General features: G+C 42.9%; 16 protein-coding genes and 1 riboswitch. Of the genes, 2 read left to right on the forward strand and 14 right to left on the reverse strand.

Features of this window, described 5'->3' with window-relative positions; all coding sequences use genetic code 11:
* Positions 1-6: 6 nt before the first annotated feature.
* The 8 genes from EO132_RS10590 to gndA form a co-directional block, all read right to left on the reverse strand.
* Positions 7-933, reverse strand: a complete 927-nt coding sequence (locus tag EO132_RS10590) for a helix-turn-helix domain-containing protein (RefSeq protein WP_127137819.1) — start codon at positions 931-933, stop codon at positions 7-9.
* Positions 855-1,385: a YybH family protein gene (locus tag EO132_RS10595; RefSeq protein WP_127137820.1), complete on the reverse strand. Its 531-nt coding sequence runs from the start codon at positions 1,383-1,385 to the stop codon at positions 855-857. Before EO132_RS10595 ends, EO132_RS10590 begins: the two co-directional genes overlap by 79 nt.
* 42 nt (positions 1,386-1,427) lie before the next feature.
* Entirely contained in the window at positions 1,428-2,465 is a 1,038-nt protein-coding gene (locus EO132_RS10600; protein ID WP_127137821.1) for an amidohydrolase family protein, read from the reverse strand.
* Between the two features lie 30 nt (positions 2,466-2,495).
* Entirely contained in the window at positions 2,496-2,999 is a 504-nt protein-coding gene (locus EO132_RS10605) for a YybH family protein (protein ID WP_127137822.1), read from the reverse strand.
* On the reverse strand, positions 2,996-5,026 hold the full coding sequence (locus EO132_RS10610; protein ID WP_127137823.1) for a S9 family peptidase: 2,031 nt from the start codon (positions 5,024-5,026) through the stop codon (positions 2,996-2,998). The genes EO132_RS10605 and EO132_RS10610 overlap by 4 nt, the downstream gene beginning before the upstream one ends.
* Positions 5,027-5,212: 186 nt before the next feature.
* Positions 5,213-6,064 carry a ChaN family lipoprotein gene (locus tag EO132_RS10615; RefSeq protein ID WP_127137824.1) on the reverse strand — a complete coding sequence of 284 codons (852 nt, stop codon included), beginning with the start codon at positions 6,062-6,064 and terminating at the stop codon, positions 5,213-5,215.
* Positions 6,061-6,576, reverse strand: coding sequence for a DinB family protein (locus EO132_RS10620; protein ID WP_127137825.1), 516 nt, complete (start codon positions 6,574-6,576; stop codon positions 6,061-6,063). Before EO132_RS10620 ends, EO132_RS10615 begins: the two co-directional genes overlap by 4 nt.
* Before the next feature lie 17 nt (positions 6,577-6,593).
* On the reverse strand, positions 6,594-8,003 hold the full coding sequence (gene gndA / locus EO132_RS10625; RefSeq protein WP_127137826.1) for an NADP-dependent phosphogluconate dehydrogenase: 1,410 nt from the start codon (positions 8,001-8,003) through the stop codon (positions 6,594-6,596).
* 164 nt (positions 8,004-8,167) lie between these two features.
* Between gndA and zwf the strand changes: the two genes are divergently transcribed.
* Together zwf and pgl are read left to right on the forward strand one after the other, a co-directional pair.
* Complete coding sequence (zwf, locus tag EO132_RS10630; RefSeq protein ID WP_127137827.1) at positions 8,168-9,700, forward strand: glucose-6-phosphate dehydrogenase; 1,533 nt, start codon at positions 8,168-8,170, stop codon at positions 9,698-9,700.
* 87 nt (positions 9,701-9,787) lie between these two features.
* The gene (pgl, locus tag EO132_RS10635) at positions 9,788-10,513 is read left to right on the forward strand and encodes a 6-phosphogluconolactonase (protein ID WP_127137828.1); all 726 of its coding nucleotides are present in this window, start codon (positions 9,788-9,790) and stop codon (positions 10,511-10,513) included.
* On the opposite strand, the gene EO132_RS10640 is transcribed toward pgl, so the two are convergent.
* The 6 genes from EO132_RS10640 to EO132_RS10665 form a co-directional block, all read right to left on the reverse strand.
* Positions 10,494-11,039: an acyl-CoA thioesterase gene (locus tag EO132_RS10640; RefSeq protein ID WP_127137829.1), complete on the reverse strand. Its 546-nt coding sequence runs from the start codon at positions 11,037-11,039 to the stop codon at positions 10,494-10,496. The genes pgl and EO132_RS10640 overlap by 20 nt on opposite strands.
* Position 11,040: 1 nt before the next feature.
* Entirely contained in the window at positions 11,041-11,406 is a 366-nt protein-coding gene (locus EO132_RS10645; protein WP_127137830.1) for a 6-phosphogluconate dehydrogenase, read from the reverse strand.
* A 2-nt stretch (positions 11,407-11,408) separates the two neighbouring features.
* The gene (locus EO132_RS10650) at positions 11,409-12,752 is read right to left on the reverse strand and encodes a DNA recombination protein RmuC (RefSeq protein WP_127137831.1); all 1,344 of its coding nucleotides are present in this window, start codon (positions 12,750-12,752) and stop codon (positions 11,409-11,411) included.
* A gap of 61 nt (positions 12,753-12,813) precedes the next feature.
* Entirely contained in the window at positions 12,814-13,593 is a 780-nt protein-coding gene (locus EO132_RS10655; protein ID WP_127137832.1) for an ABC transporter ATP-binding protein, read from the reverse strand.
* Positions 13,593-14,624, reverse strand: a complete 1,032-nt coding sequence (locus tag EO132_RS10660) for a FecCD family ABC transporter permease (RefSeq protein WP_127137833.1) — start codon at positions 14,622-14,624, stop codon at positions 13,593-13,595. Before EO132_RS10660 ends, EO132_RS10655 begins: the two co-directional genes overlap by 1 nt.
* Entirely contained in the window at positions 14,625-15,776 is a 1,152-nt protein-coding gene (locus EO132_RS10665) for an ABC transporter substrate-binding protein (RefSeq protein WP_127137834.1), read from the reverse strand.
* A gap of 55 nt (positions 15,777-15,831) precedes the next feature.
* Positions 15,832-16,065, forward strand: a riboswitch (cobalamin riboswitch).
* Positions 16,066-16,100 lie beyond the last annotated feature (35 nt).

The raw sequence follows: 16,100 nt of genomic DNA on the forward strand, positions 1-16,100 counted from the left end.
GATGGACTATGGGTTGAGTGCATCCAAGGTATGTAACTCTGTGACCTTATAATTGTAAAAATCCGAACTATCTGATTTTAACCGTAAAAACTCCGAAGGGGAGATGCCCCCGAATTCCTTAAAATCCTTAATGAAGTGGGCCTGGTCAAAATAGCCGCAATCATAGGAAACCTGAGTTAATGAGTTGTTCGAATCGTTCAGGAGTAACTGGGCAGCTTTATTAAAGCGAATAATTTTTCGGTAATAAACAGGACTCATCCCAATATGTTTTTTGAAGAGCTTTTGCAAGCCTCGGCTAGAAATGCACAGGGATTGACTCAACGCATCAATGGAAATGGAATGTTCGGAATTCAAAAGCTGCAACGAATAGGGGAGTCTGGGGTCTACTTCCGGCAGTCCTATTTTCTTACTGACGAACATTTCCAATGCGGTAAACTTTTCTCCTATGGTTTTACATTCCTTCAACCGGGAAGAGACACGTTCGATATCGCTAGCGGAAAATATAATGTCCAGATGGCTTAAAGCGTCCAATAATTCAAATGCAGGGATTTTTTTTAGATAGGAAAGCCCGTAGCTGTGAAATTGCACGGTCATGAATTTCATCCCCTCAAAAGGTTTAAAAAAAACGGTAGAGCTGCACGAGGTATAAATAGAATTGGAAGAAGATGTTTGATTAACTAGTATGTCCTCGTCCAGGGAGAACAGGATGTTCGTAGTGGCGTTTGGAAATATGGCGGTTCTACCGTCCAAGATGTCTTCTTGGGTCAACTCCACATAGGTTATAAACTTTACTACCTGTAAAAGTGCTGGGTTTTTGGGTATGTGGAGTTGTTGAATCATAATAGGAGTGAAGTTTACTCTACCATGGTTGAGTCTGGAGCCTGACTTGGTAATGGAAGCTCTGTTACAGGGGCATCCCAGACCACTTTCCATTCGCCGTCCAATTTTTCCCAAAGTACCATATAATTGCCCTTGTCTTCCATTGCGGGTATGGGAGAGGTCTCGTTTGGCGTGAATGTCATGGTGTATTTCCCGTATTCCGTAGCTAAATTACCACTGGCCTTTACTTCTTGGGTATTGAGGTCAAATTCCCATTTGCCAAATTGGATGTTTTGTTTCCAAGCGGCCTTATAGTTCTCAATCCCGACAACTGCTGGTTGATTGGGCATGAATTGAATACTGTTGCCTGCAAAATGGGTGGCAGCGGAGTCAATCATGCCCGAAGCATAAAATCCTTGAATCTGCTCGTTTTTTTCTTCAATGATTTTTTGTATTTGCGCCGAATATTCCTTACCCGATTTGGCCTCAGGTACGGGCTGCTTACAACTTGTGGCAAAAGCAATGGTCAGTACTGTTGTGATACTACGTAGAAATTGATTTTTCATGATGATATAGTTGATGGGTTGCTTGAAAAAATAAGATTTACATCAATCCTTGGATAGCCTTAAAAACCTGGCTGCATTATTGTAAAAAATGTCCGATTTCTGTTCGTAGGTCAAAAAATCAGCATCATTTATAATGGCTATGGATTCAGCTATAAGTTCCGGCCAAATAATCATATCAGAACCGAACATAATGCGCTTTCCAAAGCCAGCATCGACCAATTTTTTTAAATGACTTTGGTAGAAATATTCGCTAGGGTAGCACCATTGTATCCCACCTAAATCTACATAAAGTTGAGGGTAGTGGTACATCATTGCAATAAGCTCGTCAATAAATGGTTCCCCATAATGTGCAACGGAAATCCGCATTTTAGGATACTTTTTCAGTACTTTTTCCAGTAAAAGTGGGTTAGAGTGAGCCACTTCGTATTCAGGATTCAAAAATAATGGGGTCCCAGGCAAGCCACTTCCCATGTGAAGTAAAATAGGGACATCCATCTCTTCGGCCAACGCATAATAGGGGAGCATTCTGGGGTCATTTGGAGCAATACCTCCATACTGGTTACTTATTTCGCCCAATATGTCCAGTCCTTCGTTTTGAACCAACGATTTTAAGCTATCCACAGGGATACTGTCTCGATTGATACGAAATTGAATCCCCCGCATAAATTGATTGGGAAAATGGTCCATCAGTTTTTTGGTGGCGGGAAGACTTCCACTTGTGATGGCGGTAATCTTATATTTTTCCACCTGGTTGTTCAATCTGTCCACATATTCCTTATAACTAACATGAGACCAATAGGGGGCCTCGCAATCTGGTTTCGCCGCTTTGTCCCAAAAAACATCGCCAAAATCGTTTTGCGGGTCAAAATGTTGCACAATGGTGGCCAGGGGTGTGCACATCGCCATAGGCTCAGGCGATAGTTCGTTTTCCTCCAATGCGTGGAGGTGCATGTCAATTATGGGACCTTCATAAGGTCTTTTCTCACTCGATGCGCTCTTTTCGTTTGTACTGGGGGAACATCCTAAAAGACAAATACAAACTGTAAGGAACAACAAGCTATTCTTTACAGTAACTTTCATTGTTAGAATGTTTATATACAGGATTTAAATTTATTCTATTACTAATGATGATGCAAGTTCCCGGTGCAACTTCCACTTACCATCTTTGTCTTTTTTCATAATTACCATAAAAGTGTCCTCCATTTTGTGAACGGTTCCGTTTTCATCGGTGTAAAACACGGAGCTTATCCCAAAATCGTAAGCCATGGTGTCGGACAATATCACGGTTTCTTTGGGATTCATTTTTATACTGTCGTAGCGGAATTTGTTTCCGTATTGTTCCCTTAGTTTTCGATAAGCAATCCAGTCTTCACTACCGGGACCAATGGAAATCATATCCTCTGTGGTGAACTTGCCCAAGTCGCCGTATCGTTTTTCCTTAACTGTTTGCTCAAACGACTGTCGAACTTTTTCGATTTTCGCCAACTCAGCTTCCACATCAATTTTAGGTGTCTGTACAGGCTCTACTACAACCTTATCCCGTTTTTCCACGCAGGAAAGCAAGGTGCATACCAAAAGAATGCATATTGATTTTTTAATGGTTGATGGGTTCATTCTTTTTCCTTGTATTTATCAAACCATGCCAGTACGCTTGCAATTTTAGCTATCAAATTGCTGGGTTTGTTGGCGATACCATGTCCAGCGCCAGGGATTCGTACCATTGCGGTCTCCACATTTTCCAATTTAAGAGCTGCGTAGAACTGTTCGGATTCCGCTATCGGGGTTCTGTAATCTTCTTCTCCCGTTAAAAGCATGGTGGGAGTGGTCACATTACCCACATAAGTAAGGGGAGAGCGTCTCATATAGTTTTCTGGGTCCTCCCAAGGTTTTTTGCCGAACCAATATTTGGAGAAAAATTGAACCCCATCGGCATAAAGCACAAAGCTGGTCCAGTTGATGACAGGTTTTGCCACAACGGCTGCCTTAAATCGGTCGGTTTTACCCACAATCCAAGCAGTCAGTACGCCACCACCAGAACCTCCGGTCACAAACAAATTGTCCTCATCCACATATCCTTTTTCCAAAAGGGCATCCACGCCGGACATTAAATCTTCGTAGTCATGGTTGGGATAATCGTGGTGGATAAGGTTTCCGAATTCTTCTCCATAGCTGGTACTACCACGTGGATTGGTGTAGAGCACTACATATCCCTCGGCTGCATAGGCCTGAATCTCGGCAGAATAGACTTCGCCATAACTGGTAAATGGTCCGCCATGGATTTCAAGAATCATCGGATATTTTTTTGATGGGTCAAAGTCTGGAGGAGTTACCACCCAACCCTGTATTTTTCTTTGGTCGTATGATGATTCCCACCACATTTCTTCAACCTTGCCCAGCTTTTTAAAAGAAAAAAGGTCATCGTTAACGGCTGTCAGGCGTTTGGAGCTTTTGGTGTCTGCCACTGCCAAATCGGAGGGGTGGCTTGTGTTACCTAAAGTGTACGCGAACTTGTTGTTGGTAGATGCCGAAAAACTGGCTGCATTATATGGTCTTCCCAAAGATAAACCACCTAATCCATCTGTAATATCAGCTACTTTTCCGGATAGACTGATTGATGCCAATTTGCCCATTCCTTGATCAGTATAAATAAAATACAGTCCATTCCCTTTACTGTTCCAGGCCATATCTCCCACATCTCGATCAAAGTCGCCCGAAATCAACTGAGAATTGGAACCATCAGCATTCATGACATACAATTGAGTCAGTTGATAGCCCTGCAAACGGTCATCATAACCTAAATAGGCGATTTTTGAACCGTCTGGAGACAAGACTGGATGTGAATCAGGTCCATAGCGGTCAGTTAGCGGGATGGCCAAACCAGTATTGATATTTATTTTATAAATCTCACTATCGGCAGGTTCCAGTTCTTCGTCTTTATGGAAATTGGCGCTAAAATATAGATGCGTATCGTCCGTCGCCCAAACGGGTCCACCATGATCAAACTCAGAGAAAGTCAATTGTTTTGGTGTGCCTCCACTAATAGGTAATGTGAACAATTGGGAATTTCCGCCTTTGTAGTATCCGGCACCATCGCCACGGTAATTCATTTTATCAATGTACTTGGGTGGTTCATTCCATTTGGCGCCTTCTGGCTTGCTGGGCATTTTAACGATGGATTTATTGGCCTCAGGCACAAACATGTTAAAGGCCACGTGAGAGTCATCATGAGACCATGAAACGGACCCTGGCGATTGTGGTGTATTGGTCAAGGCCATGGTTTCCTTGGTGTCCAACCACATCAGGTAGAGCTTCATTTTATCATCCGCCATGTTGGATTTAAAAACGATTTTAGACCCATCATGAGACCATTTGGGGGCGAAGTCATTGTGATTGCCCGTAGTCAACGGACGATTGTTGGTGCCATCATAATTGATGATCCAGAGGTTGGAAAGATTCCTGTCCGTCATCACATCCTTAAAGTTCCTTACGTAGATGATTTTGGAGCCATCAGGGGAAATCTGTGGATCGGAAACATTTTCCATATTAAAGATATCCAATAACTCCAGGTTAGATTGCATTTGACCGAACCCTAAAGGGTTTATGGCCACGAGGAGTAGCATGGTGATGAGTAATTTTTTCATGAGGTCGGTTATTTAGTTTCTTAAAAATAAGCAAATTATCCCTTAGTGGACACAACTGTGAAAAAGTAATTTTATAGATTTTACCAAGGCTTTTTAAGCTGGACGGTAATTGTCAGGTCGAGCGTAGTCGAGACCATTTAAGTTCTCAAGAAGACCTCTCGACTGCGCTCGAGGCGACAGCTTGTATTAATACGTAGTTGTCATATTTTCGTCCACGCAGATGATAAAATCGGCAATTCCTTTATTTTCTTCCTCAAGTTTGTGCACATTTTTCTGTGTTACTGTTGAGATGGTACCGTATTCCAAATCGGGTCGTTCCAATTGAAGATACCAAAGAATGCCCTCATAATCATTTGAGTGATAGGCTCCGTTGTAATGTAGAAACAAGGCTCCCTCTTTGTAATTTTCAAGGATAAAGTGTGCCATAGTGGCGTCTTTGATGGCTTGGGCCATCACTAAAGTGGGGCTGCCGTGATCCCCCATCATTTTTAGGATATTTTGATAGCCAGGCAGTTTAGGGTCATAAGCAATGGGCAAAGGGGCAATCCATTCTTTTTCTTGGACGGGGAGGGAGTCCAAGGCTTCGAAACCACCCTTATACACCATGCTGGCGTAGCGTCTGGGCACGTTGGAGGCCACAAAAACCAAACTGCTGTCCTTGGCAAAATCAACCAAAGGGGCATAATCGGTCTTGTGGTTGTTCCAGAGCCGTGCTGTGGAATCCAAAGCTTTGTAGTCTATGTTGCCCGAAAGATAATCGTTGAGTTCGTCTTGGTTGTCGGCTTCAATCATTTCCGCACCGAGAATGAGCTGTCGTTGGTCGTGCAACTCAGCGGTAAGCTCATATTGTAACCAATGGGAGATGGGGTTGTTGTGCAATTCCCCGAACAGCACCATATCCTTTTTCTCAAGAGTCTTGAGCATTTTTTTATACGAGACTTTCTTGCCTTTGACGTTGTAGAGCACGTAAGGCTCTTTTTGAGCCGATGCGGTCAAAAGGGAAAAGGTAAAGGCTAAAAGGAGGAGATTTTTTTTCATTTCCACCATCCGTTTTGTTTTCTAATAAAGACAATTTGACCAGTATGATAACTTGTGTGGGCACTCATATTTACAATTTCATCACTCCAGTCTTTTAGTTTGATGTCGTTCGATTCTTTAACGGAGGTTTCCCACTTACGTTGAATACTATCCAACCGCTTCAATGTTTGTAACCACTCTTTTTCTGAAGGAGTCCGAAAAGTTTCATCATTGATTATCTCTTGTTCGGTAGTTTTCAAATTTTTGAACGACCGCAAATTCATCTCGCTCCAAAAAGTGATATGGGAAACCAATTCTGCTATGGAATGGTTGGCAATACTGTCTTTCCAAATCGCCTGTTCATACGTTAATCCCTCAAGTGCGATATTGGTAGGGACAAACCATTCTTGATTGGTATGTGTATTGTGTAATTGGGTCATTACCAAATCTTTTATATCCTTGTTATTTTGCTTTTGAGAACAAGATATGGCAGACCCGATTAAAAAAATAACTCCCCAGCCTTTTATCGACATACCGTGTAAGGTTTAAATTACTTCTCCCATTCCGTGTGAAAAATACCTTCGCGGTCTAAGCGCTCGTAGGTGTGCGACCCAAAGTAGTCACGCTGTGCCTGAATCAAGTTCAACGGCAGTCGACTACTGGTATAGGCATCAAAATAGGTAAGGGCATTGGACAATCCTGGCAGTGGAATACCATTTGCGGCTCCATAACTTACCAATTCCCGTGCTGCATCCACCGTGCTTTGCACTTTTTCCACAAAGGAAGGGGAAAGCAATAGGTTCTGTAAATCCTTATCAGCTTGGTAGGCTTCGGTAATATCGGCCAACATCGCGGCACGGATAATACAGCCTGCACGCCATATTTTGGCAATTTCGCCCAATTCCAGTTCGTAACCGTATTCTTTGGAGGCATCGGCCAATTGGTGCATGCCCTGTGCATAGGTGATGATGAAGGCAAAGTACAAGGCTTGCTCCGATTTTTTAGTGAAATCAGCTTTGTCCACCGCTTTTGGTGAAGGACGGTCGTACAACTCGTCTGCTTTGATGCGTTCTGGTTTTAAGGCGGATATCTCTCGCATACTCACTGCAATATCGATGGTTGGTACGGGAATGCCCAAATCCATGGCGTTTTGAGAGGTCCACTTTCCAGTTCCCTTTTGCTTTGCCTTGTCCAGAATCATATCCACAAGGTCATTGTCGGTCAAATCATCTTTTTGATCAAAGATTTCAGAGGTGATTTCCACCAAAAAGGATTGCAATCGACCTTCATTCCATTCAGAATAGGTTTTGTGCAGCTCATAGTTGGTAAGTCCGCCTGCCTTTTTAAGCAGGTCGTAAATCTCGGAAGTCAACTGCATCAAACCGTATTCAATGCCATTGTGCACCATTTTCACATAGTTCCCTGCTGATTTTGGCCCGAGATAGGCCACACAAGGCTCACCTTTGTATTTGGCTGAAACAGCTTCGAAAATGGGTTTTACGTGTTGGTATGCTTCCTTTGACCCACCTGGCATAATACTGGGGCCTTTTCGTGCACCTTCGGCTCCTCCAGAAACACCCGCGCCAAAAAAGTTGATGCCTTTTTCCTTTAGATAGGACTCACGACGGTCGGTATCGGTATAAAAAGAATTTCCTCCATCAATAATGATGTCGCCCTCGTCCAAATGAGGCAATAATCCTTCGATGACACTGTCCACAATTTTTCCAGCTGGCACCAATAACATGATTTTTCGGGGAGTTGTCAACGATTGTACAAACGTTTTTACATCGGAAGTGGCATTCACTTTGGCAGGATCACCTCCCTCTTCAATCAATGCACTCACTTTTTCTTCATCCAAATCATTTCCGAATGCGGTAAATCCGTTATCCGCCACATTCAAAATAAAATTACGTCCCATTACTCCAAGGCCCACAAGGCCAAAATCATACGTGTCTGCCATTCTATATTTTTTCTTCTTCTTAGGTGTTAAGACATCACCAAGGTTGATGTTTCTTTAATTACGAACCTAAAATAAACCTTATATTCGTCATGCTCAAAAATATTGACATCATATTGGACTGAATTTGTCAACGAGCAAAAAATTTGCCAGAAAAGAAAAAAACTATGAAAAAGACCGATAATCAAATGCTCGTGATTTTTGGGGCATCGGGTGATTTGACTGCTAGAAAACTAATACCCTCCTTATTCAATTTATACTTGGCCGACCAATTGCCAGAAAACTTCGTGATTCTTGGCGTTAGTCGTAGCGACTTAACGGACGAGGCGTTTCGGGACCGTGTGGTCTACGATAGCGAATATTTGAAGCAAAAGACCAAAGATTTGGATAATGGCAAGGTAAAGGATTTTGCCAACAAGCTTTATTATGAAGATCTAGGCGATAGCTATGATACCGATTACGGACCGTTGAGAAAAAGGGTCGAAGCACTAAAAGAAAAACACAATACTTCAGGGAATATCATTTATTACCTGTCCACACCGCCTACGTTATACGAAACGGTTTCGCAGAATTTATCCGATGCGGGCATGAACACGCAAAACAATGGTTGGAAACGTTTGATCGTGGAAAAACCTTTTGGTTACAGTCTGGAAACAGCCAAGGAGTTGAACCAAGGTCTCCATAAATATTTTGAGGAGCATCAGATTTACCGAATCGACCATTATTTAGGGAAGGAAACGGTTCAAAACTTATTGGTGACCCGATTTTCCAATAGTATTTTTGAACCACTTTGGAATCGTAATTATATCCAACATGTTGAAATTACCAATGCTGAAAGCGTAGGGGTTGAAAAGCGTGGAGGATATTATGATAAGTCCGGGGCTCTTCGGGACATGTTCCAGAACCATTTGTTGCAGTTGGTTTCTTTGGTGGTAATGGAACCTCCAATCGGTGCCGATGCCGAAGAAATTCGAAATGAAAAAGTCAAGGCATTGAAGTCGCTGCGAATAATGACTGATGAAAAGGAACTTTTTGAAAATACCATCCGGGCACAGTATGTTGCTTCCAAGGTCGATGGTAAAGATGTCAAAGGATATCGTGAGGAAGATGGCGTAGATGCCAACTCCACTACAGAGACCTATGCTGCCATTAAGTTTTATGTGGACAACTGGCGCTGGCACGGGGTTCCTTTTTATGTAAGGACCGCTAAACGCATGCCCACCAAAGTAACAGAAATCGTGATTCACTTTAAAAAACCGCATCATCAGATATTCAAAGGCTCTGAAATGCAAGAGATGGACAATAAGTTGATTATCAGGATTCAGCCCGATGAGGGGATCTTGGTCAAGTTCGGGGTAAAAGTACCTGGTCAAGGCTTTAAGGTAGAGCGGGCCAATTTGGATTTTTATTATGCCAATTTGGCTGAAACCTATGTCATGGAAGCCTATGAGCGTTTATTGCTGGATGCCATGCAGGGTGATGCTACCCTGTACGCGAGAGCAGATGAGGTGGAAGCTGCTTGGGAATTTGTTGACCCTATCTTGAACTACTGGAACAGTGGTAAGGATGTGCGCATGTATGGGTATGCCGCAGGAGCCTGGGGACCCGAAAATGCTGATAACTTGATTGAAGATGAGGGCTATTGGCGCAATCCCAGCGAAAACTTGGCAGACGACCCTGGTTACTGTGTGATCTGCTAGATTTAGGAGTTAGGAAAAATATGTCAGTTCGAGCCCTTCGGCTGCGCTCAGGATAAACCAAGGTCGAGAACCAAAAACTAATTTAAGATGGATTTAAAAATATATAAAGATAAGCAAGAGGTAGCAGAAGAGTTTTCCAGCTATTTTGTGAATCAATTACAAGATAAAGAGGCTTTTTACGTCGCATTATCCGGAGGAAGTACACCAAAGATAGTTTTTGATGTGTTGGCCGAGAACTTTGCCAACAAAGTGGATTGGAGCAAGGTGCATTTTTATTGGGGAGACGAACGTTGTGTTCCTCCTTCGGATGAGGAAAGCAACTTTAAAATGACCGTAGAGCACCTATTTTCCAAAATTGAAGTGCCCAAAGAGAACATCAACCGGATTTTGGGTGAAAAGGACCCTATTAGCGAAGCAATGCGCTACGCCAATCTGTTGGAAATAGATTTGGACAGGGTAGAGGAGGTACCTCAATTTGATTTGGTCATATTGGGAATGGGCGATGACGGTCATACCGCTTCCATTTTTCCGCACCAGATTGAGTTATGGGATGCAGATGACCATTGTGTGGTGGCCACACACCCTGATTCAGGTCAAAAAAGGGTTTCCATCAACGGAAAAGTCATCAACGCAGCTAAAGAAGTGATCTTTTTGGTCACTGGGGCATCCAAAGCGAAAAAGGTAGAAGCTGTTGTGGAGAAAACCGAAGGTTCTGATGCTTACCCAGCATCCTTGGTCAATCCATCATCAGGGAACTTAGTCTGGTTTTTGGATGAGGAGGCTGCGGCAAAACTCAATCAAAATCCATCTTAACGTTTTCCCCCTGTAGGAACTCCACGTACTCGTTTACTTTAAAATTATTTGATTCGTATTTGCTATCGCGTTTAAAAGCGGATTGCTTACGCTCTTTACTGCGCGCAAAACGGCGGATGTCTTGTTTGGTCTTTAAAATGAGTCCAGGAACTTTTTTATTTTTTCCATCTTTACCTTTGGCCACCATGGTAAAGTAGGAGGAGTTGCAGTGTTTGACCTCCCCTGTGGTCACATTTTCGGACTCCACGCGTACCCCAACGACCATCGAAGTTTTCCCGGTATAGTTAATGGAAGCCTTTAATGTGGCCAGTTCGCCCACATCAATCGGGTTTAGAAAATCCACCCGATTTACCGAAGCGGTTACACAATAGCTTTGCGAGTGTTTGGAAGCACAGGCAAAGGCTATTTGGTCCATGAGATTAAGAATGTGCCCACCGTGTACTTTGCCTCCAAAATTAGAGTGGGAGGGTAGCATGAGTTCGGTAATGGAAACTCTACTTTCCCTGGATGATTTGAATTTCTTCATATTAGTTTCTGAAAATCGGTGATTTCTCTGATTTTACTTCTGTGATAAAATATTTGGTGTCGCCCAGCCAGAAAAAGGTGGCATAGCGTTCTTTATAGGTGACTTTGATGTACTGGCCCTGGAACTCCTTCATTTTTTCAATGATTTCCTTTTCACTGTCCTCAACGGAGAACGAAAATACATTGGTGCCCGATAAGCCTTGACTTATCTGTCCTTCCCATGTTTTTACCAAAACTCCTTTTCTACTGAATTTGATGAGCTCACCAGAACGATATCCTTCACTGTAGGGCACGTAATAAATGAAGGAAAAGTACCCTACAACACCAATGACTATGGCTGCAATGAAAATGGTCAGGAATTTTTTCATGGTCAGTCTTTCTCGTTTAATTCTTCAAAATCGTCTTCGTGGGCTCGTTTTAAAATGGGTTCGGGAAGCGACTTTTTCGCTTTTGCACCCATTTTCTTCAATTTTTCGATAGTGGTGACGATGTTGCCACGTCCTTCCACCAATTTGTTCATGGCTCCACGGTACTCAGATTTGGCCTCATCCATCTTTTTCCCCACCTTGGTCAGGTCGGTGACAAAACCTTCAAATTTATCGTAAAGCGCACCCGCTTGTCGAGCAATTTCAATAGCGTTCCGTTGTTGCTTTTCGTTGCTCCACATCGAATCAATGGTTCGAAGGGTGGCCAGCAGCGTGGAAGGTGTCACAATCACGATGTTTTGTTCAAACGCTTTGTTGTACAACGAATTGTCTTCATTGATTGCAATGGCGAAAGCTGGCTCAATCGGCACGAACATCAATACAAAATCGGGACTCTCCATCTCGTAGAGGTCTTCATATTTTTTGGAGGACAGCTGTTCCACATGTCTTCGTAGGGAGTTGATATGGTCTTTTAAAAACCTGGGTCTGTCTTCTTCCTCTGCGTTGGTAAAACGCTCATAATCCGTTAGGGACACCTTGGAATCCACGACCATTTTCTTACCATCGGGCAGGTGGATGATGACATCGGGCATGACCCGACTACCATCTTCGCGTTTAAAGCTTTGTTGCACACTGTATTCCCTATCCTTCTCTAGGCCAGACTTTTCAAGCACGCGCTCCAAGACCAATTCGCCCCAGTTCCCTTGCATTTTGCTATCGCCTTTGAGGGCTTTGGTCAGGTTTTCTGCTTCTTGGGTAATTTTCAGGTTTTGTTGTTGTAAGCTTTCGAGTTGTTGTTTCAAGGAGGAATTGATGCTGATGTTTTCCTTTTGCGATTTTTCCACCTTTTCCTCGAACTCCTTGATTTTTTTGTTGAGGGGTGTTAAGATGTTTTCAATGTTCTCCTTGTTGCTCTTGGTGAATTTTTCACTTTTCTCGTCTAAGATTTTATTGGCCAGGTTTTCAAATTCCTTGGTAAACTTTTCTTGAAGTTTTTCAACCTCCTCCTTTTGCTCCTTGTTCTTTAGTTGAAGGTTTTCCAAATCGGCTTGATAACGCACAATTTGATTGCTCTGCTGTTCTTTTTCACGTTGCAATTGTTTTTGCTCTTCATCACTGAGCAACAATTTATCGTTCAGGGATTTAATGGTAGCGTTCAATTGCTGTTCTCGTTCTCCCCAAACACTCTCCGTAGACTTGGTTTTCAGTTTTTGAATATACATCCCCGCAAAGAGGCCAATGGCCAAAGCAATGATGCCAATAATTACATAGATAAGTTCCGTACTCATGAAAAAGTTTCTGAAGGATAAAGATAACGGATTCCGTTTGATGCCGAAATGGAAAGTGTACTTACTTATTCACTTTAAAAGAACCGGTTTTACCATCAAACTGAACCATTTCCGAAGGAAACAAGCTGTCAAAGTGTTTTTTTTCTATGAGTTGACACGGATCTCCGAAGGGATGCTCTTTTCCGTCCAAGATTAATATGCGGTCACACAACTGAATGGCCAATTCAATTTCGTGGGTAGTGAACAGGATGGTTTTTTGTTGATCATGTGCCAATGCCTGAAGCATCTTTAAAATCTGTACTTTATGGAAGAGGTCCAGATGCGTAGTGGGTTCATCCAAAAGAATCAGCGATGTATCTTGAGCCATCGCTCGCGCCACCAACACCCGTTGTAACTGGCCATCACTCAGTTCGTGGCATTTGTTGTTTCGGAGTTCGTTCAGCAAAAAGGCATCTAAACTAGCCTGAATCTGTTGCCTGTCCTCCTTTGATAAGGTGCCCAGCCAGTTGGTATAGGGTTGTCTCCCCAAGGCAATCAATTCCTGCACCGTTAGATTTTTGGAAGCAGGTTGTTCCGTCAGCACCACACTAAGTTCTTTTGATAGGGTGTTTGAGATGTATTTTTCGAGCGGTTCGCCATGCAACAGAATGTTACCGAATAGTTTGGGCTGAAATCCAGCCAAAGTGCGCAACAGTGTCGATTTTCCGATACCATTGATGCCTACCACACCGCAAAGCATACCGGCTTCCAAATCAAAATTGATGTTGTTGGCCACGGTTTTGGAACCGTACCCAATGGACAGCTTGGCGATGGACAATATGTTTCGACTAACTTTTGACATCAGAACATCATTTTACGTTTACGTACCAAGAGCCAGATGACCACAGGAGCTCCTACCAAGGATGTGACGGCGTTTATGGGCAACACACTGGCAGAGTTGGGCAGTTGAGCCAAAGTATCGCACAACAACATTAAAATGGCGCCGTACAGCATTACTGCGGGAATCAATACTTTGTGTTCCATGGTATCAAAAATCTGTCTGGTCAAATGAGGAACGGCCAATCCCACAAAAGCAATGGGCCCTGCAAAAGCAGTGATACCTCCCGCCAATAATCCAGTTGCAATAATGATGGTCAATCTGGATTTTTTTAAGGAAACTCCCAAGCTCTGCGCGTAGTTTTCTCCCAAAAGAAAGGCATTCAACGATTTTATGGAGATAATACTCAGCAAAACACCGACGAAGACAATGCTCCCCAATAAAAGCAATTGATTTATGGATAGGTTGCCCACACTCCCGAAAGACCAAAAAATAAAGCGTTGTAAATTTTCTGCACTGGAGAAATAGGCCAAAACGCTCACAATTGCCGAGGTGATGCTGCCAAACATTAATCCGATGATCAATAAGGCCATGGTGTCCTTGACACGCTGAGCTACGACCATAACAATCAAAAGGACCAAAAAGCTACCGATACTTGCGGCAATGGCCAAGGATACATCTCCCAAAAAGGAGAATGAGGTGTATCCTGTAAATAAGGAGACACCCATCAAAAGTAGGGCAGCGCCCAGGCTGGCACCCGAACTGATTCCCAATACAAAAGGGCCTGCCAAAGGGTTTCTGAACAGGGTCTGCATTAAAAGTCCGCTTAAGGAAAGTCCTGCCCCGACCAAAATGGAGGTAAATGCTTTGGGAATACGATAATCCCAAATAATATATTCCCAGGAAGTGACTTCTGGTGTTTCTCCGAACAAGGTGGACAGAATATCTGCAAAAGGGATGGATACCGAGCCTGAACTAATGTTCAAAAGCCATGAACACAGTAATGCAAGCACCAAAAAAATAAAGGAAATGCGATATGTTTTTGAAACATGCATTTATTGTAAAGGTTTGATAAACTGTAATTGGTGTTGAGGCAATAATTCCGGATGCAATATTTTGATAAAATCTTTTAGAACAACGTCAGGTCTGCTTGGTGCCAATTCGTAAAAGATGAGCCCTCCCGTTTCTCCTTTGTCTATGGCATTGGAGTACACTTTTTTGTTTTTAAAGGCATCAAATTGAATATGATGTGTGCTTGCTTGTCCCAATCCGGCATAAGTGGTTTGCGAAGAAGAATTGAACCATATTTCAGCATTTTGACCTTTTTCCAATACGGATTCCAAACTAAGGCCTATGCTGCCCGTTTCATCGTTATCGGCCCATAGATAGTCGGAATTGGCATCTTCTAAAAATTTGGCCATCCAGCTTTTCCCACCTGCTACGTACCATACATCTTTGTAAAGCCCACCTGTTAAAACCGTTGGTTTGGTTTTTGCTTTTTGGGCTATTTCTTTCGCCTCTAGGTATGAGGCTTCAATTTGTGCAAAAATATTATCGCCCAATGCTTCTTTTTGATAGAAAGGGGCAAAGAATTTGATCCACTCCGCTTTTCCCAAAGGGGTGTGCTCCACCCAATCGCCATTGTAAACAACGGGTGTTCCTGCCTTTTTGATGATGTCGTAAGCTTTGTTTTCATTATTGATGCTAAATCCGACGATGAGTTCTGGATTTAAAGCAAGTACCATTTCGGTGTTGAGAACATCATTCATCCCCAAATCTTGTATTTGCCCATTTTCCACCAGTTCTCGGGCCTCTGGGGAGGAGATGTAATCCGTATTCGGGAAACCTACCACGGTATTGAGGACCCCCAATTGATTTAAGGGTTCAATGTGGGTTGTGGAGGTGATGACCACTTTGTCAATCGGGGTACCGATGATAGCATCGTAAGCGTCACGGGGAAACGAAATGGTTGGTAGTTTTTCCTTCGGAACCAAGGCATACGTGAAATTATCCGCCCCGGGCCAAGCTCCGGTAACTTCGATTACAGTGAAGTCTGCCTCTTTATTAACGGTAAAGCCCGTTGCATAGGTTATTGTTGATGTTGTTTCTTGATTTTGAACAGGTTGCTTTTTTTCTGCTTGTTTGCACCCTATCAATACCATCAAAAGAAAGCTGAGGAATAGAATTGACCGCTGATTTTTTGCCATAGGTCAAAAGTAAGATTATTTAATTTTTGCGGAAAAAGATTAAACAGATTGATTAGCTTTGACCCCGAATTTTGGTTCGCACGGAGTTTTCCGTGGGATTAAAAGGGAATCCGGTGCAAAACCGGAGCTGTTCCCGCAACTGTAAATGTATGTGCCGAATCGGCACTGATGTTTTTTGAGCATCAGTACGTAGTAGGCGATTGTCTTTTCTTCAAAGCCACTGCCCAATGGGTGGGAAGGTAGGAGACAAAACACAAGCCAGGAGACCTGCCAGATTCAAACAATCAATGTTAAACTTTCGGGATAAAAGTTTACGTATGCATC

The sequence above is a fragment of the Flagellimonas oceanensis genome (assembly GCF_003992595.1).
Classification (GTDB): domain Bacteria; phylum Bacteroidota; class Bacteroidia; order Flavobacteriales; family Flavobacteriaceae; genus Flagellimonas; species Flagellimonas oceanensis.